The organism is Streptomyces sp. NPDC050743 (genome assembly GCF_044456925.1).
Classification (GTDB): domain Bacteria; phylum Actinomycetota; class Actinomycetes; order Streptomycetales; family Streptomycetaceae; genus Streptomyces.
Map to the genome: position 1 here is coordinate 118797 of NZ_JBITGJ010000012.1, position 23057 is coordinate 141853.

A 23057-nucleotide genomic window follows, 5' to 3' on the forward strand; every position below is an offset into this window, starting at 1 on the left:
GGGAGCCGGGTACCCCGGCCGCGGAAGGGCACGGCTGGTCGTGCCGCCCCTGGCACGGCCGTCGGCGGTCGCAGGGCCGCCCGGGCCGGAGGAGAGCACCGGCGCGACTGCGCCCTGGACGTACGAGCGAGCGCCGCGCCTGGGGCGCATGGACGGGCGCTCCGCGCCTGGGACGCACGGATGGCCGTCCGGGAGGGGACGTGTGGCCCACACGCCCGAAGCGCACATCGATCACCGCCCTGGGGTGCACGGCTGTCCCCCGTCCGGTCTCCTCAGTCCCCGTCCGCCTGCTCCTGCGCCTCCGTGTTCGGCGTGATGGCGTCCCCGGCGTTGCCGCCGGTGGCCTTGTCCTCGTCGCGCTTCTCGGCCTCCTCGACCTCCCGGAGGACTTCCTCCAGGGCGGTGTCGAACTGTTCCTTGCGGTCCTTCTCGTCGTCCTGCTCGCCGGACATGGCCTCTCCTTCCGCCGCCGTACCCCTGATCAGCTGAGTTACCCTCCGACGGCGTCTCAAGCGCCCTGCCAGGGAGTGCGCCGGGGCCGCCAGGCCGGTACCGCCCGACGGTAGCGCTCGTACTCGGCGCCGAAGCGTCGCACCAGTCCCGGTTCCTCGTACCAGCGGACGAAAGCCCAGGTCAGCACCCAGGCGCAGGCGGCATAACCGAACAGCACCGGCCGGGCGAGCAGCAGGCCCTGCCCGAGGAGTACGGCGACCACCGCGACGTAGATCGGATTGCGCACGTACCGGTAGGGGCCGCTCACCACCAGCCGCGCGGGGGGCGCGACCGGTGCCGGCGTGCCGAGCCCCTCCAGGGCGAACCGGGTGAAGGCCTCCAGGATGACGACGGCACCGGCCGCCAAAGGCAGCAAGCCGAGCAGCCGCAGCGGCGGCCACCAGTGGCCGGCCCGCCAGCCACCGGTCAGCCACCACGGCACCAGCACGGCCGCGCTGCCCGAGACGAAGACGAGGAACAGGGCGCTGCCGAGCGCCGCCGAGCCCTTGCGCATACGCCCACCATGACAGGGCGAGGGGCCGCCGTCTCCCTGCTGACGGCGGCCCCTCGGGCCGGATGGCGCGTGGCTGTCACATCGCGGCGGTCACATGTGGACGACCGGTGCCGCTTCCGCCTCCTGCTGCGGCACTCCGCGCCGGTAGAGCACGAAGGCGAGCACCGCGCCGGCCACGAAGAAGCCCGCGGACCACCAGAAGGCGGTCGTGTAGCTCTCGATCGTCGCCTGAGCCCGCACCAGCTTGCTGGTGGCGTCCCGGCCGGAGAGGTAGTCGGTGGCGGCGCTCGCGGCGAGGGTGTTCAGCAGCGCCGTGCCGATCGAACCGCCCACCTGCTGCATGGCGTTGACGGTCGCGGAGGCCACGCCCGCGTCCTCGGCCGCGACCCCGCCGGTGGCCAGCTGCATGGCCGGCGGCATGACCAGGCCGAGACCCACGCCGATCACGATCAGCTGGGGCAGCACGGCGCTCAGGTAGTGCGAGCCGAGGCCGATGCCGGTCAGCCAGGCCATGCCGGCCGTGGCGACCGCGAAGCCCAGCGGGATGACGGCCTTCGGGCCGAGCCGGGGCACCAGGACCGTGGTGCCGAGCTGCGCGGTCACCATCAGCGCGCCGACCATCGGCAGGAACGCCACACCGGTCTTCGTCGGGCTGAAGCCGAGGTTGAGCTGGAGGTAGTAGGTCAGGAAGAGGAACACGCCGAACATGCCCGCGCCGGTGATCAGCACCGCGAGGAAGGAGGCCGCGCGGTCGCGGTCGAGCAGGATGCGCAGCGGCAGCAGCGGATGCGGGGCCCGGGTCTGCCACCAGGCGAAGGCCGCCAGCAGCAGACCGCCCGCCATCAGGAAGCCCCAGGTCAGCGGCGAACCCCAGTGGTGGGTCTCGGCGTTGGAGAAGCCGTAGACCAGGGAGAACAGACCGGCGGCCACGAGGACCGTGCCGGGCACGTCCAGCTTGGCGTTCGCCGCGTCGCGGTGGTTGCCCAGCAGGATCCAGCCGCCCGCGAAGGCGACGACCGCGATGGCCACGTTGACGTACAGGGTCCAGCGCCAGTCGAGGGCGTCCGTCAGCACACCGCCGAGCAGCAGGCCCACGGCACCGCCGGCGCCGGCGATCGCGCCGTACACGCTGAAGGCACGGGCCCGTTCCCGGGCGTCGGTGAACGTGGTGTTCAGCAGGGACAGCGCGGCGGGCGCGAGCAGCGCGCCGAAAACCCCCTGCAGGGCGCGGGCGACGACCAGCATGGTGAAGCCGTTCGCGGCGCCGCCGAGCGCGGAGGCGGCGGCGAAGCCGACGACGCCCACGAGGAAGGCCGGCTTGCGGCCGAACAGGTCGGCGATCCGGCCGCCGAGCAGCAGCAGGGAGGCGAAGGCGAGGGCGTACGCCGTCACGATCCACTGCCGGTTGCCGTCGGAGAAGCCGAGGTCCGTCTGGGCGGACGGCAGGGCGATGTTCACGATCGTGGCGTCGAGGACGACCATCAGCTGGGCGACGGCGACGACCGCGAGGATCCACCACCGCCTCGGCGAGGCCACGCCTCCGTGTTCGCTCGCGGCGGCTCCTGCGCGGGAGCCTTCGGCCAGGGTCTTCTGTGGCATCGGGAACCACTCCAGGGCAAGTCGTTCGGGTGCGGAGGTACGAGAAGACGAACAGCTCGTAAACGAAACTGTTTCGTACACATCGAGCCTAAGGCACGTTTAGCGAAACGGCAACGTTTCTCTTCTTTCATTCCTTGACAGGCATATAACTGTCGAGGCATATTCAAGGCCATGTCCGACGCAGCGCTCTGGTCCGCCCTCGCCGACCCGCACCGACGGGCCATCGTCGCGCTCCTGCTCGAGCGCCCCCGGTCCGTCGGGGAGATCGTCGAGGCCTGCGGACTGAGCCAGCCGAGCACCTCCAAGCATCTGAAGGTGCTCCGGGAGGCGGGTCTGGTCCGGGTCCGGCAGGACGCGCAGCGCCGCGTCTACGCCCTGGACGCGGCACCGATCGCCGCCCTTGACGCCTGGCTCGCGCCCTACCGCCGGCTGTGGAACCGCAGCCTGGACGCCCTGGGCCGACGCCTCGACGAGGCGTCGGACGACACCCGACACCCCCCGCAGAAGGACTGAGGCACCATGCCCGTCGACCTCTCCGGCACCTATCTGACCCTGGACGACGGCCGCCCCGCCGTCCGGTTCAGCCGTACCTACGACCACCCGGTGGACCGCGTCTGGCGGTTCGTCACCGACCCCGACGAACTGGCCCAGTGGTTCCCCTCCCGCGCTGAGATGGAACTGCGTCCCGGCGGCACCATCCGCTTCAGCGGCGACCCGAACATGCCCGAGTCCACCGGCCGGGTGCTCGCCGTCGACCCGCCTCGGCACCTGTCCTTCGCGTGGGGCGGGGACGAGCTCCACTTCGACCTGGAAGCCGTCGGCGACAAGAGCACCCGGTTCACCCTCACCAACGTCCTCGACGAGGCGAACACCGCCGCCCGCAACGGCGCCGGCTGGGAGGTCTGTCTCGCCGCCCTCGACGCCAAGGCGCACGGCGAGCACTTCGAGGGCGCGCACGCGGGGGTGAGCGCGCCCTGGAAGGAGTTCTACGACGCCTACATCGGCGCCGGTGTGCCCTCCGGCGCGCCCGTGCCGGGCATGGACTGACCCGCCGCGCCGGTCAGCTCGCGAACACCCGGGCCAGAGCCGCGGACAGCGCGCCGGGCCCGGCCGGGAACACCCGTGCGCCCAGATGACCGTCCGGGCGCACCAGGAACGCGGTACTCCCGGCGCACGCGTACCGGGCGCGCCTTCTCCCGCCAGGCGCGCCGGCGTACGGTCGTGACGTCGGCCCCACGCCCCCGGCCCGCTCTCCCGGCCCGCAACCCATGGTCGTCCCGGACGCACCACCCGGCGACCCGGGACCCGTCCGTCCCACCGGCGGCGGGCGTTCGGCGGGGCTCCGCCGTGCGCGGTGTTTCAGTGTGTGGCGCCCTGGATACACCGCGAAGGTTCGGCCCCGGAGTTCGCGAGCCAGTGCCCCCACGTCGCAGTGAGGTCGTCACCATGTCCCACGCCCCGCCCCCCGCAGGACCCTCGAAACGCGCCGGGCCGGTCGCGATCACCGTCCCGGAGACGGGCTCCGTCCTCGGATCCGCCGGAAACCGGGCAGCCCCGGGTGGCACGGCCCTGGTGACGGGTGCCTCCTCCGGCATCGGCGCCGTCATCGCCCGCCGGCTCGCCGCCGAGGGAGGCTGGCGGCTGGTGCTGAACGGGCGGGACGCCACCCGCCTGGAGCAGGTGGCCGCCCCGCTCGACGCCCTGGCCGTGCCGGCGGACCTGACCCGGCCGGGCGCCGACCGTCTGCTCACCGATCTGGTCCTGGACCACACGGACCGCCTCGACCTGCTGGTGGCGTGCGCCGGCCTGGGCTGGGCCGGCGACTTCACCGGCATGCCGCACGCGCGCATCGACGAGATCGTCGGCGTCGACCTGCTGGCCACCCTGCACCTCGTGCGCGCCCTGCTGCCCCACATGGTCGCGGCCGGCTCGGGGCGCATCGTGCTCATCGGGTCCGTCGCGGGCAGCGTCGGCGTGCGCGGCGAGGCCGTGTACTCCGCCGCGAAGGCCGCCCTCGCCGCCTTCGCCGACGCCCTGCGCTACGAGTTGCGCCGCACCGGGGTGGGCGTGACCCTGGTGATCCCCGGCGCGGTCGACACGCCGTTCTTCGAGCGCCGGGGCGCCCCCTACACGCGGGCATGGCCGCGCCCGGTGCCGGCCGAGCGGGTGGCGGACGCCGTCTGGGACGCACTTCGGCACGGCAAGGACGAGGTGTATGTCCCCGGCTGGCTGCGGTATCCCGCCCAGGTGCGCGGTGTCGCGCCCGGGCTCTACCGGTGGCTCGCGGCCCGCTTCGGGTGAACGGCCATGATCACGGTCACGGTGCTGCTCGCGCTGCTCGCGGCCCTGAGCAACGCGTCCGCGTCCGTGCTGCAGCGTCGGGCCGCCGTCCAGGAGCGGTCCGAGGACGGCGGGGCCGACGGGACGGGGCCGGCCCTGCGCCGGTTCGCCCGGCTGCTGCGGCGCCCGTACTGGCTCGCGGGCGCCGCGCTGCTGGCGGTCTCGGGGCTGCTACAGGCCGGGGCGCTGGCCATGGGCAGCCTCTCCCTCGTCCAGCCGCTGCTCGCCACCGAGCTGCTGTTCACTCTGCTGGTCGGTGGTGTCGTCTTCCGGCGCCGCCCCGGACTGTGGACCTGGCTCGCCTTCATCGCCCTCGCCGCCGGGCTGGCCCTGTTCCTGCTGGCGGCCGCCCCGGGCGCGGGCCGGGCGACCGCCCCGCCCCGGGCCTGGCTGCTGGGCGGCGGCGGGGCGCTCGGCCTGGTCGTGCTCCTCCTGGCCGCCGCCCGTCCGACGAGGGGCGCGCCCCGCGCCGCGCTGTTCGGCCTCGCCTCCGCCGTGTGCTTCGCCGCCACCGCCGCGCTGCTCAAGGAAGCGGTGGGGCGGCTCGGACACGGGCCCGCGGAGATGTTCACCCACTGGTCGCCGTACGCCACGGCCGGCGCCGGACTCGTCGCCTTCCTGCTGCTGCAGAGCGCGCTGGACGCCGGATCGCTCACCGCCTCCCAGCCCGCGCTCACCCTCGGCGACGCGCTCACCAGCGTCGTCCTCGGCTGGGTGCTGTTCGCGGAGGCGGTCCACCTCGGGTGGCGGATGCTGCCGGAGGCGCTCGGTGTCGCGCTGATCGGGGCGGGCAGCATCGGACTGGCCCGGGCCCCGGCCGTCGGACGGGAGTGGGACACGCGGTCGCGGGACGGGAAGGACACCCGGAGGCGTCTGCATCGGACACACCGGTGAGGACACATACAGGAAGGCGGGTGGCGATGTCCCTCATGTCCGGCCGTCCATGGCGGACGGCCGCCGTCCTGCTGCCGGCGGCCGTCGCCGCCGCGCACATCGGACCGGCGGCCACCTGGCTCCCGGCGGTGCGGCTGATGCTGTTCCCGCGGCTCTCCGGCACCGGCCGCCGCCGGCACGTCGCGCTGACCTTCGACGACGGCCCGGACCCCGCGTCGACGCCGCGCTTCCTCGACGTGCTGGACGACCTCGGCGTGCGGGCGACGTTCTTCGTGCTGGGTGAGAACGTGGTGCGCCATCCCGCGCTGGTCCGGGAGACCGCCCGGCGCGGACACGAACTGGCCGTGCACGGCTGGACGCACGACCGTCCCTGGTGCCCCGCGCCCGCCCGGGACGCGGAGCAGGTCGCCCGGACGGTCCGCGCCCTGCACGACATCTCCGGTCACCGGCCGCAGTTCTACCGGCCGCCGTACGGGATCCTCACCTCCGGCCGCTGGCTGGCCGCACGGCGGGCCGGGCTGCGGCCGGTGCTGTGGTCGGCGTGGGGCAAGGACTGGACGGCCGAGGCCACCCCGGCGTCCGTGCGGGCCCTGGTCGCGGCGGACCTGCGCGGCGGCGGCACCGTCCTGCTGCACGACTCCGACCGGCTCTCGGCCCCCGGCTGCTGGCGCTCGGCCCTCGGCGCACTGCCCGCCCTGGTGCGGGACTGCCGCGAGGTCGGCCTCACGGTCGGCCCCTTGCGCGACCACGGCTGCGCTGCCGAGCAGGCCGACCGGCAGCCCACCACACGGCCGGCCCGGCCGACCGGCCACCCGACGCTCCGGGCCCGGTGCTGACAGCCTCTGCTTTGCCGAGTTCAGGGCGGCGGACCTGATGTACCCGGCCGGATTCCCGGAGGTTTGGTGCCCTGTGTTCCCGTGCCGCAGCCGTGTGGTGCCGCAGGAATGCCGGGTTCCGCGTCCCGGAGGGCAGGGCGAGCAGTCGCCCGGCGCGGCGGGAGGTCGGCCGACGCACGGGACCCGGGTCGCCGGCCTCGGTGTCGGCCGCCCGGCACACCGGGCCGGTCCCCGGCGGTCGTCGGTGTCCCGGGTCCCCGCGTCACAACCCCGCCACATACGCCATCGGGTCGTCCCGGAACAGGGCCCGCCCCCGCGCCACCCGTTCCGGCCGCACCGGGCCGTCCTCGGTGAGGCTGCCGAGAGCCGTCAGCAACGCGGGCCCGTCCGGGGCGAGTTCCGACACGCCCAGGTCGGCCATCCGGCGGACCCCGTCCACCCCGTGGCCGGGCAGCGGCCGATAGCCGATCACGGGCAGCCCGGCGGCCAGGGCCTGTACGGCGGTCTGGCCGGCCGCGTTGTCCACCAGGGCGTAGGCGGCGGCCAGCAGCCCGGGCATGTCGTCCACCCAGTCCAGGGCGAGCACCCCGGGCACCCGGGCCACCCGCTCCCGCAGCCGCGCGTTGCGCCCGCACAGCACGACCGGCAGATAGCCGGCCCCCGTCAGCAGCCGGGCGGTGGCGTCCGGGCGGTACGCCGCACCCCAGGCGCCCGCCGAGAGCAGGACCGGCGGCCGGCCGGGCGCGGGCCCGGCGAAGCACTCCCGCCACCGCGCCGCCCCGGGCGCCGGTGCGCGGAAGCCGGGCGCGACCGCCGGGCCGGTCGTCACGGCGGGCGTGTCCAGGGCCCGGCGCACCTCGGCCGCCGCCCCGTCCGTGAGACACAGGTACCGGTCGTTGCCGGGATGCAGCCACTGCCGGTGCACGGCGAAGTCGACGAGATACACGGCGCTCGGGACCCGCAGCCGCCCCCGGGCCCGGAGATGACCGGTGAGCTGAGCGGCGAGATGGAAGACGGACACCACCACATCGGCGTCCAGCCGCTCCACCAGTTCCGTCAGCCCGGCGGCGGCGAGCCGGGCCAGCGGCACCCCGCTGGGACGCGGCCCCCTGCCCTCGCGCAGGAACGCGCCGTAGACGCCGGCGTACGCCCACGGGAAGTGCCGTACCGAGGCCTGGTAGGAGCGGCGCAGCCCGCCGCCCAGGCCGTACGGCAGCAGGCGCAGGACGTCGGCCACATGCGGCTCGTGTCCGCACGCCGCGGCTCGGCGCGCCAGTTCGGCGGCCACGGTGTCGTGACCCGCGCCCATGCTGGCGCTCAGGATCAGCGGCCGCCGCCGGCCGCTCGGCGGGGACGCGTCCGTGGAGGGCACCTCGGCAGGAGTACGCACGGGGTCCGATTCTCCGGTGGGCGCCGCCCGCAAACCGGTCACTCCGCCGCCGTGTCGCCGGACCGCGGACGCGCGACACGACGGCGACGCGAGTTGCCCGGAGCGCCGCGGGGTGGATGAATCGGCTCAGGACAGCGTGTGGGCGGCGAGCACGGGAGGAGCCGTGAGGCGGTGGCGGCGCGGCCTGCACCGCGCTTGGGAGTGGCTCAGGGTCGGGGTCCTGCTCGATCGCGGCCGCGAACTGGAACTGATGCACCGGGCCATGGGGTTCGCCACCCTGGCCCTGGTGACGCTGGCGCCCCTGCTGATCGTGGTCGCCGCCGCCGATCCCCTGGTGCGGGGCGGTTTCGCCTCCTGGCTCACCGACGGCATGGGCCTGTCCGGCCGGTCCGCCCGTGTGGTCACCGACGTCATCAGCCCGCCGCGCAACGTCATCGGCACGACCAGCGTGTGGGGTGGTGTCCTGCTGGCCGTCTTCGGGGTGTCCTTCGGCGGCAGCGTGCAGAACGCCTACGAACGGATCTGGGGCGTGCCTCCCGGCCCCTGGCACCGGGTGTGGCGGCAGGCGACCTGGCTGGTGGCGCTCACCGCCTACCTCTACCAGGAGGTGGCGACCAAGGACGCCCTGCACGGGGGCCAGCGGATCGCGCTGTCCGCGGTGAGCGCCATCGCCTTCTTCTGGTGGGGGCAGCGCTTCCTGCTGGGCGGCCAGGTCAACTGGCGCTCCCTGCTGCCCGGCGCGCTCGCCACCGTCGTCGGCCTGGCGGGCCTGCGCGCCTTCTCCTACCTCGTCTTCACCCCGCTCATCGTCACCAACGCGCTCAGCTACGGCGCGGTCGGCACCGTCCTCGTGGTCGAGTCCTGGCTGATCGGCGTCGGGTTCGTCATCTACGGCGGCGCCCTGTTCGGCCGCTGGTTCACCGAACACCACTGGACGCCGCACCACGACGACCAGGGGGAGGAGGGGTGCACACCGCGCCGGGGGAAGTACTGAACGGCCCCCGGCCGGTCGCGGCGGACGTCACGTCAGCTGCCGGCGCACCAGCTCGTGCAGCCGGCCCGTGGTGTCGGCCAGCAGGTCCGCCGGTGCGCCCTGCTGGACGACCTTCCCGTCCTCCATCACGATCACCCGGTCGGCGTCCAGGACCGTCGACAGCCGGTGCGCGATGACGACGCGGGTGGCGTTGAGCTTGCGGGTGCTGTCGATGACGATCCGCTGGGTGTCGTTGTCCAGGGCGCTGGTGGCCTCGTCGAAGAACAGGATGCGCGGGCGCCGGATCAGGGCCTGCGCGATCATCAGCCGTTGCCGCTGACCGCCGGAGATCGCGCCGTTGCCGCCCACGATCGTGTGCAGCCCCATCGGCATCCGCTTGATGTCCTCCGCGAGCCCCGCCATCTCGGCCGCCGCCATCGCCTCCTCCGGCGTGTACGGCTCGGTGCCGCAGATGACGTCCAGGATGGAGCCGGTGAACGGCTGCGCGTGCTGGAGCACGACCCCGCACTGGCGGCGCACGGCCGACTGGTCGAGCGCCGCGAGGTCCTGGCCGTCGTACAGGACACTGCCGGAGACCGGCTTGTCGAAGCCGATGAGGAGCCGGAGCAGGGTGGACTTGCCGCAGCCGCTCGGGCCGACGACCGCGACGAACTCGCCCGGCCGGACGGCGAAGGAGACGTCGTCCAGGACGAGCGGGCCGTCGTCGGCGTACCGGAAGGACAGCCGGCGGGCCTCGATGGCGCCCGACAGCGGACCCGGCCGGGTGCTCGACGTCCGCACCTCGGGGGTCGCCTCGAAGACCGGCTCGATCTCCTCGAACAGCGGCAGCGCGGCCACCGCCGAGACGAAGGAGCCGGTCAGCTGGGTGACCGAGGTCAGCACCATCGTCACCGAGGTGTTGAAGGTCAGGAAGTCGGCCGCCGACATCGCGCCCCTCGCCGGGCCCGCCAGCAGCATGAACATCAGCAGCGTGCACACCGGCAGATAGATCCCGCCGAGCACCGTGGTGAGGTTCTTGATCCGGCCGACCTTCTGCTGCAGCTCCCGGCTGCGTGCGAACTCCCGCGCCCAGGCCGCGTACGCGTAGTTCTCCGCCGCCGCCACGCGCAGCTTGGGAAGGCCGCGCAGGGTCTGGAAGGCCTGGTTGTTCAGCTTGTTGCCGAGCACCGTCAGCTTCCGCTGCCAGCGCACCTGCCACAGCCCGAGCCCCAGGAACACGGCGGCGATGACGACGAGCATGCCGAGCGCGGCCAGGGCCATCGACGGGCTGTACCAGAACAGCAGGCCCAGGTTCATCGCGCCGACGGTCACCGACTGGGCGACCACCGGGCCGACGCCCGCCAGCAGCCGGCGGATCGCGCTGATGCCCATGGCCGCGCTGGCGAGTTCACCGGTGGAGCGCTGGGTGAAGAAGCGGGTGGGCAGGCGCAGCAGCCGGTCCCAGACGGCCGGCTGGAGCGCCGCCTCGATCCGGCCCTCCAGGCGCAGGATGGACAGGTTCTCCAGCAGCGTGAACGCCGCCGCGACCACCCCGCTCACCATCACGGCCAGGCACACCTGGACGATCAGGCCCGTCTGCGCCCTCGGCACGTACTCGCCGAGCACCTTGCCCGTCGCGACCGGCACCAGCGCGCCGATCGCGACCGTCACCAGCCCGGCGAGCAGCAGACCGAGCAGATCGCCGCGGGTGCCCCGTAGGCTGAACCGCAGCAGACCGAACGGCGTCAGCGCCTTGTCGGGCAGCGGCCGGTAGAACATCACCGCGCGCGGCTCGAACTCCTCCGCGTTCGCCTTCTCGATCGGCGTCTCGCGTCCGGTGCCGGGGTGCACGGCCACATACCCGCCGCGCCGCCACAGCAGTGCGACCGGCGCGCCCGACAGCGCCCGGTGCCCGACCAGCGGGCCCACGTTCTCCCGCCACCAGCGCCCCTGCAGCCGTACGGCCCGGGCGCGCACCCGGGAGGCGAGCGCCACCCGTTCGACGGGGTCGAGGCGTTCGCTCTCGGTACCGCTCTGCGCCGGCTCGGCGAGCTTGATCCCGGCCGCCTCGGCGACCAGCTTGCACGCGGCGTAGCCAGCGTCGGCGTCGGCCGCCGTCGTCCGGCGGGCCGAGCGCTTGCCGATGGAGGCCAGCAGGGTCTGGTCGGCCTGGGCGCGCACCGCCTCGCCGGCCTTGATCCCGGCGGCGGTGCGGGTCTCGTGAGTGCGCTCCAGTTGCTCGATCCACCGGTCCAGCGCGGTCAGCAGCCGGTACTGCTGGTCGACCATGGACTGCCACAGCGCCGGGTCCATCAGCAGGTCGGCGGCGGCCTCCGCGCCGTACAGCGAGCCGTACTGGACGCTGCCCGGCGGCACCTGCATCCAGAACACGTCGTCGTCGGTCGGCGTGGCGGCCCGGTCCTCCGCCATCGGCGCCTGGAACAGAACGGACAGGCCGCGGCCGACGCCGAGCGCGACCGCGTACTCCAGCGGGCTGGTGGCGGGCGGCACGTACTGGGGGTTGCCGTACTCGTCGTACGACCAGGTCTGGGTGTTCGCCGGCTGGTACAGCTCGCGCAGGTTGACGCGGTGCACGACGCAGTCCCGGACCGGGCGGGCCACCAGGGTGTGCTGGGGTCCGGCGACCGGGCCGAGCAGCAGCGTGCCCGGCTCCAGCCGGCCCAGGTGGTGCCAGTGGCCCTGCTGGACGGCGTCCACCGCGAACAGGTCCAGGGCGCCGGCCGCGACCAGCCACAGCACCTGCGGGCCCTCCAGGTCCAGGCGGTTGAAGCCGGCGCAGTCGATGCGGGTGCCCATGGACCCCAGCGCACCGAGCACGAGGTCGCCTTCGCCGACGGTCGTCATCTCATCGCTCCCTGACCAGCGCGGCGTACGCGCCACCGTGCGCCACCAGCTCCTCGTGCCGCCCGCGCTCCACGACCGTGCCGTGCTGGAGCACGACGATCTCGTCGCTGTCGCGGACCGTGCTCAGCCGGTGCGCGATCACCACGCAGGCACAGCCGCGCCGGCGCAGGTTGTCCATCACGACCAGCTCGGTCTCCGCGTCCAGCGCGCTGGTCACCTCGTCCAGCACGAGGATGCTCGGCCTGCGGACCAGGGCCCGGGCGATTTCGAGCCGTTGCCGCTGGCCGCCGGAGAAGTTGTGCCCGTCCTGCTCGACCTTGCTGTGGATACCACCCGGCCGGCGCATCACCACGTCGTACAGGGCCGCGTCCTTCAGCGCCTCCACCACGGCCTCGTCCGGGATCGACGGGTCCCACAGCGCCACGTTGTCGCGGACCGAGCCTTCGAAGAGGAACACGTCCTGGTCGACGAAGGAGACGGAGGCGGCGAGCGCGCCGCGCGGGATGTCCTCCAGACGGCGGCCGTCGATGCGGATCACCCCGTCCCAGGGGGCGTACAGGCCCGAGATCAGCCGGGACACCGTGGACTTGCCGCTGCCGGAGCCGCCGACCAGGGCCACCTGCTGCCCCGGTCCCACGGTCAGGTCGAAGCCGCTGAGCAGCGGTTTGTCCAGCGGGCTGTAGCCGAAGGTGATGTTCTCCAGCTCGACGTGCCCGTGCAGCCGGCGCGTGGAGTCGGCGCCGCCGGGGCGGGCGTAGAGCGGGTCGGCCTGGAAGTTCTCCACGTCCTTCAGCCGGGCCACGTCGGCCGCGAAGTCCTGGATGCGGCCGGCGACGCCGTTCAGCCGGGTGAGGGGAGCGGTGAAGCGGGTGACCAGCGCCTGGAAGGCGACGAGCAGACCCACCGAGATGTGCCCCTCGACCGCGCGCAGTCCGCCGATCCACAGGATCAGCGCGCTGTTGAAGGTGGCGAGTGTCGGCGCGACCACTCCGAGCCAGGCGCTCGGCACCCCGAGCCGCTGCTGCTCCTCCAGCGTGGTGGCGTGCTGCCCGGCCCACTTGCGGAAGAAGCCGTCCTCACCGCCGGTCGCCTTCATCGTCTCGATCAGCTGAAGACCGGTGTACGACGTGTTGGTCAGCCGTGCCGTGTCCGCGCGCAGCTTCGCCGTACGGGTCGCGCGCAGCCGGACGACCAGCCGCATGGCGACCACGTTGAGCAGGGCCACGCCGATGCCGACGAACGTCAGCTGCGGGTCGTAGGTGTAGAGCAGGACGGCGTACAGGACGACGACGATCGCGTCCACGCCGGCCGCCGCCAGGTCGCGGGCCAGGGTCTCGGCGACCTGGTCGTTGGACTGCAGCCGCTGCACCAGGTCGGCGGGGGAGCGCTGGGCGAAGAACGTCACCGGCAGCCGCAGCAGGTGGCGCAGGAAGCGGGCGCTGGAGAGGGTGGAGGAGATGATTCGGCCGTGCAGCAGGTTGGCCTGTTGGAGCCAGGTCAGCACCAGGGTGAGCAGGACGCAGGTGCCCATCGAGGCGAACAGCACGCCCAGCAGGGAGGTCTGGCCGCCGATGAGGAACGTGTCGATGTAGGTGCGGCTGAGCGCGGGCACGGCGGCGCCGACCGCGACCAGCAGGAGGCTCGCCAGGACGGCGGCGGGCAGGGTGCCGGCGGTGCCGCGCAGCCGGGCCGGCATCGCACCGAGCACGCCGGGCCGTCGCCCGCCCTTGGTGAAGCCGTCGCCGGGCTCCATCACCAGCACCACACCGGTGAAGCTGCCGTCGAACTCCTCCATGGGCACGAAACGGCGGCCCTTGGCGGGGTCGTTGATGTACACGCCGCGCCGGCCGAAGCGGCGGCCCATGCCGTCGTAGACGACGTAGTGGTTGAACTCCCAGAACAGGACGGCCGGTGCCTGCACCTCGGCGAGGGCGGCCAGGTCCATCTGCATGCCCTTGGCCGTCAGTCCGTAACTGCGGGCCGCCTTCAGCAGGTTGGAGGCGCGCGAGCCGTCGCGGGAGACGCCGCAGGCGATGCGCAGCTCTTCCAGCGGGACGTGCCGGCCGTAGTGGCCGAGGACCATGGCGAGGGAGGCGGCGCCGCACTCGACGGCCTCCATCTGGAGCACGGTGGGCGTACGGACCGTGCCGCCACGGGGTTTGGGGACCGGCCGCTTGGCCGGGGCGGCGCGTCTGCGGCCGCGGGTTTCCTGCGTGGCGGTCACGGAAGGAGCCAATCGACGGGGCGCTGGTCGGCCAGCTTGATCGAACCGGAGGCGAGCGTCATGGAGTCGAGCCGGAACGGCGGCCCGCCGGTGGTGGACCAGTGGTAACCGCTCTTGGTCGTGGCGGATTTGTCGAGGGCGACCAGTACGGCCACCGGGCGGCCTTTGCCGGTGAACTGCTGCCCGAGCTGGCTGTCGCCGAGGAACGCGGAGATCGACTGGGCGGACTGCGCGGTGCGGTCCACCGACTTCACATGGCCGTGCAGCACGCCGTAGGTCTGCGTCGGCACCGAGGAGACGGTGAGGTCGACGGCGGCGTGCGCCGGGATGGCGGCGGCGTTCTCGGCGGGCACGTACACGGTGGCGTACAGCGGGTCGGAGGCGTGGGCGATCTTCTCCACGGCGGCGACGTTGGTGCCGGTCTGGATGATCTGCCCGATGGTGGCGGCGAGCGTGGTGACACGGCCCGCGGCGACCGTACGGACCACGGAGTCGCCCTGGCTCGTACGGACCTTGAGGACCGGGGCGTTCGCGGGCAGCCGCTCGCCCTGCCGGGCGAGGACGGCCGTGACCTGGCCGGACACCGGGCTCTGCAGCAGATAACTGCCCTGCCCGTGCGTGAGGATGGCCGGTGCGCTCACCGTGGAGGCGACCGAACCGGTCACCGCCCACACGGAGGCGGCCGCCATCACGACGACGGTGACGCCGAGGGCGAGCCAGCCCTGGGGGCGCGCCAGGCGCACCGGGAGGTCCAGCTCTTCCGGCGACTGGAGCTTGGCGAGGGCCTGTTGGCGGAACTGCACGGAACTTCCCTCACCTTGGGGAGAGACGCGGGTGTTTCAGGCAACCGAGAGCCCCGGAGCCGGGAAACGGCTCCGGGACTTCGATGCGACGAGGTGCGATCAGAGACCGGCGACCAGGTCGGTGACCGGCTGCACGTTCAGGCCGGTGACACCCTCGACCGTGCCGACGGCGGTGGAGACCGCGCCGGAAACCGGGGCAACGCCGTTCACGGCGCCGGTGACGGTGTTCAGGGTGTTCACGGACAGACCGCCGGAAACGTTGTCCAGCTCGGCGTCCGAGATCTCGAGGGTCTCGACCTGGGGGGTGGAGTTCATGGTGGAACTTCCCTTCCTAATGGATATTTCACAAGGGGGGAGCGGCCCCCCTCTGGGGACAGACGGACGGCCGCGACCGCGGGCGCCGGGCCCCCGTCGCCGGGAGCCCGCCGCGACCCCCGCGGTGCGATGGATCAAAGCACGCAGGCGGGGCGCGCTTCCAATCAACCAGGGCTCTCACCAGGGCACTTGATGCGCGAAGGGGTACATCCGTGCAGGCGTGCGCACGCCACGTCGGCGACTCCTTCACATGCGGCACGGCATCGGCGCGTCCGGTCTCTTGCCCACCGGACGGCGAATCCGGCACTCCTCGCCAAAGGAGTGCGCGGGGGCGCGCGAATGTGCAGATCCCCCGTCGTCCGTGACTTGGTTGAGTATTCAATGTGCAGATTCCCTGAAGCAGGGATTCCGCAATGCGCCCGGAACGGACCGTTACCGCTCGGTAGCAGTCCGTGTCAGCCCAGAATCGCGTACACCGTGCTCGCCCGGGCCGCGAGCGCGCCCGAATCCGCGTCGCTGAGCGTGATGTCCGCGAATGCCATCCGGCGGCCCAGCTTCGTCAGGACCGCTTCGATCCGGACATCCGCACCGGTCACCGCCCGCTGGAACGACGTCGACTGCTGAACCGTCGTCATCGGCACGAAACCGCCCCGCGCGGCGGACACCGCGATCACCGTCGCCGTGTCGGCGGCCGCCATCAGCGCCTGCCCCGACAGCCCCCCGCCCTCCCGGGCCAGCCGCTCGGACCAGGGCAGTCGCAGCACGGCCCGGTCCTCGCCCACCGCCTCGACGGCGAGCCCGAGATCGAGCACCCAGGGCGCGAAGTTGGCGGAGAGGATCTTGTCGGCTTCGGCGGGGGTCAGCGTCATATGGGGGATTGTTCCCGGCGCCCGCCTGCGACACGCGGAGCCTGGCCGATTCGCCCGCCCGGCACGGCCGTTGGGAAACGGAATTGAACACACCGCACGGCCGGTGCGTACGTACGGCCATCCAGGCGCCCCGATACGAACTGCCCGTCAGCGGCAGACCCCCGTCCCCAGGAGGTCGAGAAGTTTGAGTCACAAGCGAATGCCCAAGCGCAAGGCAGCGATAGCGGTGGGCGGCGTCGCGGCGCTCGGAGCGGCGGCCCTTCTGCTGCCCAATGCCAACGCCTCGCAGGACAAGAGCGGCGACAACGCGGCGTCGGGCACCACCGGCACCGCGAAGACCCTGAAGGCCACGCAGGCCTCCGGCCTCGCCGCCCAGCTCCAGAAGATCCTCGGTGACGCCTTCGCCGGGTCGTACTACGACAGCGGCAAGCAGCAACTCGTCGTCAACGTGGTCAACGGCGACAGCAACACCATCGTCCAGGCGAAGAAGGCGGGCGTGGTCGTCCGCCAGGTGAAGAACAGCACGCGCGACCTCAAGGCCGCCGCCGGCACGCTGAAGACCAAGGCGACGATCCCCGGCACCTCCTGGGCCGTGGACCCGCGCACCAACAAGGTTCTGGTCACCGCCGACTCCACCGTCACCGGCGCCAAGTGGGACAGACTGCAGTCGACCGTGCGGAGCCTCGGCTCCGGCATGGCGACGCTGAAGAAGTCCGCCGGCACGTTCAAGACCTTCGTCTCGGGCGGCGACGCCATCTTCTCCCAGGTGCAGGGCGGCGGCGTCCGCTGCTCCCTCGGCTTCAACGTCACCGCCTCCGACGGCAGCCCCGCCTTCCTGACGGCCGGTCACTGCGGAGTCGCCGCCAAGGACTGGTCCGACTCGCAGAACGGCCAGCCCATCGCCACCGTGGACCAGGCCACGTTCCCCGGCAACGACTTCTCGCTCGTCAAGTACAACGACCCGGCCACGCAGGCGCCCAGCGAGGTCAACACCGGCAACGGCCAGACCGTCCAGATCACCCAGGCCGCCGACGCCACCGTCGGCGAGACCGTGTTCCGCATGGGCTCCACCACCGGTCTGCACGACGGCCAGGTCACCGGGCTCGACGCCACCGTCAACTTCCAGAGCGAGACCGACCCGAACGGCGTCGACACCGTCAACGGCCTCATCCAGACCGACGTCTGCGCCGAGCCCGGCGACAGCGGAGGCTCCCTGTTCACCCAGGACGGCGGCGCGGTCGGCCTCACCTCCGGCGGCAGCGGCGACTGCACCAGCGGCGGCGAGACCTTCTTCCAGCCGGTCACCGCCGCCCTGCAGGCCACCGGCGCGACGCTGGGCAACGGTGGCGGCGCCGGCAACGGCGCGGGCGACCAGTCCAGTGCGGGCGGCGACCAGACCGGCGGCTCCGCCGACCCGTCGGCCTCGGCGGGCGACCAGTCCGGCGCCGGTGACCAGTCCGGTGCGGGCGGCGACCAGACCGGCGGCTCCGCCGACCCGTCCGCCTCGGCCGGCGACCAGCCCGGTACCGGTTCCGGATCCGCGGACGACGGGTCGTCCCTGACCAGCACGCGCTGACCGCTCCGCGGGGAGTGCCGCGAGCCGCCCCGTCCCCATCTCCCCGCCGGCCTCACCTGCGGTTCCGGCTGGCGGGGAACGGTCCGGCCCTTCCGTGGAGGGCCGGACCGTCGCATGCCGTCAGGGGCCCTCACACGCCCGAAGCAGCAGCACCGCCACGTCGTCCGACCGCTCGCGCGCCGCCGCGCTGTGCCGGATCACCTCGTCCGCGAGCCGCTCCAGCGGGTCGTCGCCGCTCTCCGACAGCAGCGCGGCGAGGCCGATCAGCGCCTCCTCGATGTCCGTACCGGGTGTCTCCACCAGACCATCGGTGTACAGGACGAGCACCGAACCGGGAGCCAGGGACACCTCGGTCGTCGGATACACCGCGTCCGGGTCGATCCCGAGCAACGGGCCACCGGCCAGGTCCAGCACCCGCACCTGCCCGTCCGGCCGTCTCAGCAGCGGCGGCGGATGCCCCGCCCGCGCCATGACGGCCTGTCCGCGCGCCGGGTCCAGCCGCAGATACAGGCAGCTGGCGAACAGCTCGGTGCCGAGGTCGATCAGCAGCCGGTTGGTGCTGCTCATGACCTCGTGCGGGGCCTGCCCGACCGTGGTGTACGCCCGCACCCCGGTGCGGATCTGCCCCATCAGGCCCGCCGCGGTCACGTTGTGTCCCTGGACGTCCCCGATCACCGCGGCCGTGAGCGGCAGCGTGGGCACCAAGTCGTAGAAGTCGCCGCCGATCTCCATGCCGTGGGTGGCCGGCAGGTAGCGGGCGGCCGCCTCGATGCCGGGCGGCGGCGCCAGCGAGTTCGGCAGCAGGGCCTGCTGGAGCCCGTGCGCGAGCCGGTGCTTGGCGTCGTAGAGCAGGGCCCGCTCCAGCGCCTGCGCGATCAGTCCGCCCAGGGACGTCAGTACGGCCCGCTCGTCGGCCGGGAAGACATGCGGCTCGGCGTACGCCAGCACACACGTGCCCACCGGCCGCCCAGACGCGATCAGCGGCAGATACGCCCAGGCCGCGAAGCCGTCCGGGGTCGCGTGCCGGCCCGGATACAGCCGCTCCAGCTGCTCCCGGGAGTCGAAGAACGCGGGCACCCCGCTGTTCAGCGCGTGGGTGCCCGGGGTCCGCTCGGTGAGCGGCAGCCCGTGGAACCGCTCCACGGTGTGCGGATCCGGGTACCCGCGGTGTCCCAGCACGTGCAGCCGCCCGCCCCGCGAGCCGAGGATCACCATCGCCTGGCTGCCGACCGCCGGCGCCACCTCGTCCCAGACCAGCTGCACCACGTCCTGCACCCCGACCGCCTCGGTCAGTGCGCCCGCGAAGCTCAGCACCTGGGAGATCGTCACCAGCCGGGGCGGCGGCGCGTCCTTGCGCGCCGGCCCGCGCGCCATCTCCGCCACCGCCCTGGCCCGGCTGATCCGCACGCTCAGTCCCGTGGTGCTCGGATACATCCGGAACGACAGCCACTCGCCCGGCGGGCGCAGCGCCGTGAACGACATCACCTGCTGGCTGAGCAGCGCCCCCCGGTAACGGTCCTCGTACATCGGATCGTTCAGCCAGGGCACCGACCCCCACAGCGGCGTGCCCAGCAGCTCCCCGGCCGGTCTGCCGAGCAGCTCGGCGGCGGCCGTGTTGAGGAACCCGATCCGGCCGTGCAGATCCAGCGACACCAGCCCGTACGGCAGCCGGGACACCATCCGCGTCGCCTCCACCGAGCCCAGCGTGTCCGCCACGGCCGACGCCGGCTCCGACAGCACTTCGGCCCCGTGGTCGAGCGGCCGGCCCTCCCGCGCGGCCCGCTCCAGCCGCACCGCCAGCCGCTCGCAGGCCGCCCACAGATGGTCCCGCTCCCAGTCGGACAGCTCCGGCGGATGGGCCCCGGGCCAGGTCACGAACACCGCGCCGTACACCTGGTGCTCGGTCGCCACGGGCAGCGCGGCCAGTGCGAACGGGTACGGCAGCACCACCGCGATGCGCGGATAGCAGCCGGCCATCTGCTCCTCGCCGCCCACCCACACCAGCCGCCGGTCGTGCACCGCGTCGGCGACCGGGATCGGCGCGGACAGCCCGACCCGCTCCCACGGCGCCGCGAACGCCCGGGGCATGCCCGCGTGCACCGCCAACTCCAGGACCGGCTCGTCGGGCCTGAGCAGGTAGACCCCGCCGGAATGCGCGTGCACCTCCTGCATCATCGAGACCAGGGCAAGCGACAGCACCGGATGGGCGGCCGGTGCCCCGTCGGCCGCCGGGGCCGGTCCCGGCACGTCGGACACGCCGACCACCTCCTTGCCCGGCCGCGTCGCGCATCCTGGGCACCACACTCCCTCGCGGGCGCGCGCCGCGCACGGCGAAAACCCCGGCCGCGCGCCGGGGGCCCTCCGGTGGGGGGCGCCTTTCGGCTGGGCGGCATTCAAGTGAACGGGCTCGTCACGGCTCCGAGCCTTCACAGGGGCTGCGCAGGAGCCCCACACGCGCTGTAATGGCGAACGTGGTGAGGAGCGAGGGCGCTGCGATCAGCAGAACGAGAACGGAGCGTGCCGAAGCCGCCCTGGACACGCTCGCCGCGGCACCCGCCACGCCGGACCGGCTCCGGAGGGTCCTCGAACAGGCGCTGGTGTTCGCCGGGGCGGCCTTCGCCGGGGTCTACACGCCCGGAGGCGACCCGGCCCAGCTGCTCCTCGCCGAGTCGGCCGGCCTGCCGCGCACCCTGTACGGGCTGCGCGACGGCTATGCGGCCGCCGGCGGTTCCCCGGTCGCCGAGGCCCACCGCACCGGAAATCCGCTCTGGCTCGGCCCCGAACAGCTCGCCGGCTGCGCCGAGGCACGGCGTACCCCGTCCGCGGACTTCTCCGTGGCCGCCCTGCCCCTGGGCGGGGCGGGCGGCGGCTGTCTGCTGGCCGTCAGCGAGCACCCCGGCGGCTTCGGGCCCGACGACCGCGCCTGCCTGGAGCTGGTCGTCCGCGCCATCGCCGTACCCCACCCGTCCGCGCCCGCCGACGAGGGCGGCGAGTTGTCGCCGGACGCCTTCAGCCTCGCCATGGACACGGGCCGGATCGAGGTCGGCGACGAGATCCTGCGGCTGTTCGGGCTCGCCCGGGACGCCTTCGACGGCCGCGTCGAGACCCTGCTGGGACTCACCGTCCCCGAGGACCTGCCCGCGCTGATGTCCGTGGTCGAGGCCGACCACATGTCCATCGGCGACCGCGAGCTGGAGTTCCGCATCCTGCAGCCCTCCGGACCGCCCAAGTGGCTGCGGCTGCGCGGCCGGCAGCTGCCCGCCGGCGAGGGCCGCTCCGCCCGGCTCGTCGGCACCGTCGCCGACGCCTCCACCCTGCGCTCCGACGTCACCGACGTGGCCCGGGTCCAGCGCCTGGCCGCCGCCCTCGCCACCGCCACCACCGTCAAGGACGTCGGCAAGGCCGTCGTCGCCGCCCTGCGCGGGCCGCTGCGGGCCGACCGGCTCGCGCTCGCCGAACTGGAGAACGACCGGCTCGTCGTCACCGTCCTCGACCCGCCCGAACCCGAGTCCTGGCCGGAGGTCTGGCGCACCGAATGGCGCACCGAATGGCCCGACGCGCCGGTGCGCGCCATGCCCACCCTGGCCGCCGCGCTGCGCGAGGGCCGCTCCCGGATCTGGCCCGCCGGCAGTCCGCTGGAACCCGCCCTCGCCGAGGTCGGCCCCGGCGGCCTGGCGGTGCTGCCGCTGCCCGCCGGCGGCCGCATGGCCGGCGCCTGCCTGATCGGCTGGGACCGCCCGCACCACTTCAGCCCCGACGAACGGGCCCTGCTCACCGCCTGCGCGGGCCTCGCCGGGCAGGCGCTGCTGCGCGCCCACGCCTTCGACGCCGAACACGAACTCGTCGGCATGCTCCAGCGCACCCTGCTGCCGCGCCGGCTGCCCCGGCTGCCCGGCGCGGTCGCCGTCGCCCGGTACCTGCCCACCACCGCCGGCCTGGAGGTCGGCGGCGACTGGTACGACGTGATCCCGCTGGCGGACAACCACGTGGCGCTCGTCATCGGTGACGTCCAGGGCCACAACGCGGGCGCCGCCACGCTGATGGGCCAGATGCGCACCGCACTGCGCGCCTACGCCGCCGAGGGGCACGCGCCCGACGTGGTCGTCGCGCACGCCAACCGCCTCCTGCTGGACATGGAGACCGACCTGTTCGCCACCTGCGCCTACGTCGACGTCGACATGGAGCAGGGCACCGCCTGGTGCGTGCGCGCCGGCCATCTCCAGCCCGTGCTGCGGCACCCGGACGGCACCGCCGAGATCATGCGGGCCGAGGGCGGGCCGCCGCTGGGTGTGCTGGGGCAGGCCGATTTCCCGATGACCCCGCTGCGGCTGCAGCCCGGCACCGTGATCGCGCTGACCACCGACGGCCTCGTGGAGTCGCCCGGCGCCGACATCGACGTCGGCATGGACCGGCTCGCCGCCCAGCTGGCCGCCGCCGACCCCGAGCATCTCGGGCTGGTCGCCGACGCGCTGCTCACCGGCGCCCACCGCGGCGACGACGTCGCCCTGCTGCTGATGCGCTACGACGGCATGGCCGTACGCCCGCTGCGGGAGAGCTGGACGGTGTGGCGGGTACCGGAGGCGGTCCGGCACGCCCGCCGTTTCACCCGGCGCACCCTGCGCGGCTGGGGCGTCTCGCCGGACACGCTGGACACGGCCCTGCTGGTGGTCTCCGAACTCGTCACCAACGCCCTCGTGCACACCAACGGCCAGGTCCGCCTCGACATGAGCCTGATCAACCACCGGCTGCGACTGGCCGTCGCCGACGCCTCCCCGCGCAGCCCCGTCAAGCCCACGAGCATCGGCTGGGAGGCCACCGGCGGCCGGGGCATCCTCCTGGTCGAGGCGGTCTCGGTGGCCTGGGGGACACTCCCGGTCAGCGGCGGCAAACAGGTCTGGGCGGACCTCGTACCCAGGGACTGACGGGCGGTGGTCGCGTCGTGGTGGGCGCGGAAGTGGTGAGGGGCTGCTGCGGCGGCGGGTCGGTGCTGGGCGGCCGGCTGTGGTGGCCGGTCTCGTACCTGGCGGCTGGCTGTGGTGGCCGGTTTCTACTTGGGAGGCTGGCCGATCGCCGCTGCGGATCGCGCACTGGCGGGCTGTTTGCCGCCGCGGGTCTCGTCCGGATGGCTCGTCGCCGCCCAGGCTCGCCCGGGCGCCAGCTGTCCCGGGTCAGCCCTGTCCTCGGCTGCTGAGCAGCCACGGTCATGCCCTCCCTGTCGCCAATCCGCCGCCGACGCTCTGCCCGTCCGCCGACGGCCGACCCCTGGACCCGTTCTGGGTGGATGATCGCGACCGCCCGCCCCCGTCCGATGGCCGTCGATTGCCGGCCCGCTGGCTCGTCCCCTGCTCGCTCCTCCCCGTCGGTTGA

The 23057-nt window shown here is 73.6% G+C and carries 18 protein-coding genes; 8 read left to right on the forward strand and 10 right to left on the reverse strand.

From position 1 onward, the window contains the following. Positions 1-272 precede the first annotated feature (272 nt). The 3 genes from ACIBJF_RS15490 to ACIBJF_RS15500 all read right to left on the reverse strand — a co-directional run bounded on the left by ACIBJF_RS15490 (position 273) and on the right by ACIBJF_RS15500 (position 2605). Positions 273-452 (reverse strand): hypothetical protein, encoded by a 180-nt coding sequence (locus ACIBJF_RS15490; protein ID WP_399174211.1) that lies wholly within the window; start codon positions 450-452, stop codon positions 273-275. A gap of 56 nt (positions 453-508) precedes the next feature. Further along, complete coding sequence (locus ACIBJF_RS15495) at positions 509-1006, reverse strand: isoprenylcysteine carboxylmethyltransferase family protein (RefSeq protein ID WP_356316878.1); 498 nt, start codon at positions 1004-1006, stop codon at positions 509-511. 90 nt (positions 1007-1096) lie between these two features. Beyond that, positions 1097-2605: an MFS transporter gene (locus ACIBJF_RS15500; RefSeq protein WP_399174213.1), complete on the reverse strand. Its 1509-nt coding sequence runs from the start codon at positions 2603-2605 to the stop codon at positions 1097-1099. 171 nt (positions 2606-2776) lie between these two features. Between ACIBJF_RS15500 and ACIBJF_RS15505 the strand changes: the two genes are divergently transcribed. The 5 genes from ACIBJF_RS15505 (at position 2777) to ACIBJF_RS15525 (ending at position 6675) form a co-directional block, all read left to right on the forward strand. Next, positions 2777-3118: an ArsR/SmtB family transcription factor gene (locus tag ACIBJF_RS15505; RefSeq protein ID WP_399174214.1), complete on the forward strand. Its 342-nt coding sequence runs from the start codon at positions 2777-2779 to the stop codon at positions 3116-3118. 6 nt (positions 3119-3124) lie between these two features. Then, entirely contained in the window at positions 3125-3652 is a 528-nt protein-coding gene (locus tag ACIBJF_RS15510; protein WP_399174215.1) for an SRPBCC family protein, read from the forward strand. A gap of 399 nt (positions 3653-4051) precedes the next feature. After that, complete coding sequence (locus ACIBJF_RS15515) at positions 4052-4906, forward strand: SDR family NAD(P)-dependent oxidoreductase (protein WP_399174216.1); 855 nt, start codon at positions 4052-4054, stop codon at positions 4904-4906. A 6-nt stretch (positions 4907-4912) separates the two neighbouring features. Then, positions 4913-5839, forward strand: a complete 927-nt coding sequence (locus tag ACIBJF_RS15520) for a DMT family transporter (RefSeq protein WP_399174217.1) — start codon at positions 4913-4915, stop codon at positions 5837-5839. Positions 5840-5865: 26 nt separating this feature from the next. Further along, positions 5866-6675, forward strand: a complete 810-nt coding sequence (locus ACIBJF_RS15525; RefSeq protein ID WP_399174262.1) for a polysaccharide deacetylase family protein — start codon at positions 5866-5868, stop codon at positions 6673-6675. Between the two features lie 262 nt (positions 6676-6937). Here ACIBJF_RS15525 and ACIBJF_RS15530 read toward each other — a convergent pair whose 3' ends face one another. Continuing rightward, on the reverse strand, positions 6938-7984 hold the full coding sequence (locus ACIBJF_RS15530) for a galactosyldiacylglycerol synthase (RefSeq protein ID WP_399174263.1): 1047 nt from the start codon (positions 7982-7984) through the stop codon (positions 6938-6940). A gap of 244 nt (positions 7985-8228) precedes the next feature. Between ACIBJF_RS15530 and ACIBJF_RS15535 the strand changes: the two genes are divergently transcribed. Continuing rightward, positions 8229-9059, forward strand: a complete 831-nt coding sequence (locus ACIBJF_RS15535; protein ID WP_399174218.1) for a ribonuclease BN — start codon at positions 8229-8231, stop codon at positions 9057-9059. Between the two features lie 27 nt (positions 9060-9086). On the opposite strand, the gene ACIBJF_RS15540 is transcribed toward ACIBJF_RS15535, so the two are convergent. From ACIBJF_RS15540 to ACIBJF_RS15560, 5 genes are all read right to left on the reverse strand, one after another. After that, entirely contained in the window at positions 9087-11903 is a 2817-nt protein-coding gene (locus ACIBJF_RS15540; protein WP_399174219.1) for an NHLP bacteriocin export ABC transporter permease/ATPase subunit, read from the reverse strand. A 1-nt stretch (position 11904) separates the two neighbouring features. Beyond that, entirely contained in the window at positions 11905-14127 is a 2223-nt protein-coding gene (locus ACIBJF_RS15545) for an NHLP family bacteriocin export ABC transporter peptidase/permease/ATPase subunit (protein ID WP_399174221.1), read from the reverse strand. After that, complete coding sequence (locus ACIBJF_RS15550; protein WP_399174223.1) at positions 14124-14930, reverse strand: HlyD family efflux transporter periplasmic adaptor subunit; 807 nt, start codon at positions 14928-14930, stop codon at positions 14124-14126. Before ACIBJF_RS15550 ends, ACIBJF_RS15545 begins: the two co-directional genes overlap by 4 nt. Positions 14931-15029: 99 nt before the next feature. Further along, positions 15030-15245 carry a type A2 lantipeptide gene (locus tag ACIBJF_RS15555; RefSeq protein WP_399174224.1) on the reverse strand — a complete coding sequence of 72 codons (216 nt, stop codon included), beginning with the start codon at positions 15243-15245 and terminating at the stop codon, positions 15030-15032. Positions 15246-15700: 455 nt separating this feature from the next. Beyond that, positions 15701-16114: a PaaI family thioesterase gene (locus tag ACIBJF_RS15560; RefSeq protein WP_399174225.1), complete on the reverse strand. Its 414-nt coding sequence runs from the start codon at positions 16112-16114 to the stop codon at positions 15701-15703. Positions 16115-16298: 184 nt separating this feature from the next. Between ACIBJF_RS15560 and ACIBJF_RS15565 the strand changes: the two genes are divergently transcribed. Next, entirely contained in the window at positions 16299-17690 is a 1392-nt protein-coding gene (locus ACIBJF_RS15565) for a S1 family peptidase (RefSeq protein WP_399174226.1), read from the forward strand. A 120-nt stretch (positions 17691-17810) separates the two neighbouring features. On the opposite strand, the gene ACIBJF_RS15570 is transcribed toward ACIBJF_RS15565, so the two are convergent. After that, positions 17811-19955, reverse strand: coding sequence for a SpoIIE family protein phosphatase (locus ACIBJF_RS15570; RefSeq protein ID WP_399174227.1), 2145 nt, complete (start codon positions 19953-19955; stop codon positions 17811-17813). A 197-nt stretch (positions 19956-20152) separates the two neighbouring features. Here ACIBJF_RS15570 and ACIBJF_RS15575 point away from each other — a divergent pair, with 197 nt between their 5' ends. After that, a complete protein-coding gene (locus ACIBJF_RS15575) occupies positions 20153-22612 on the forward strand; it encodes a SpoIIE family protein phosphatase (RefSeq protein ID WP_399174228.1) in 2460 nt (819 codons plus the stop codon). Positions 22613-23057 lie beyond the last annotated feature (445 nt).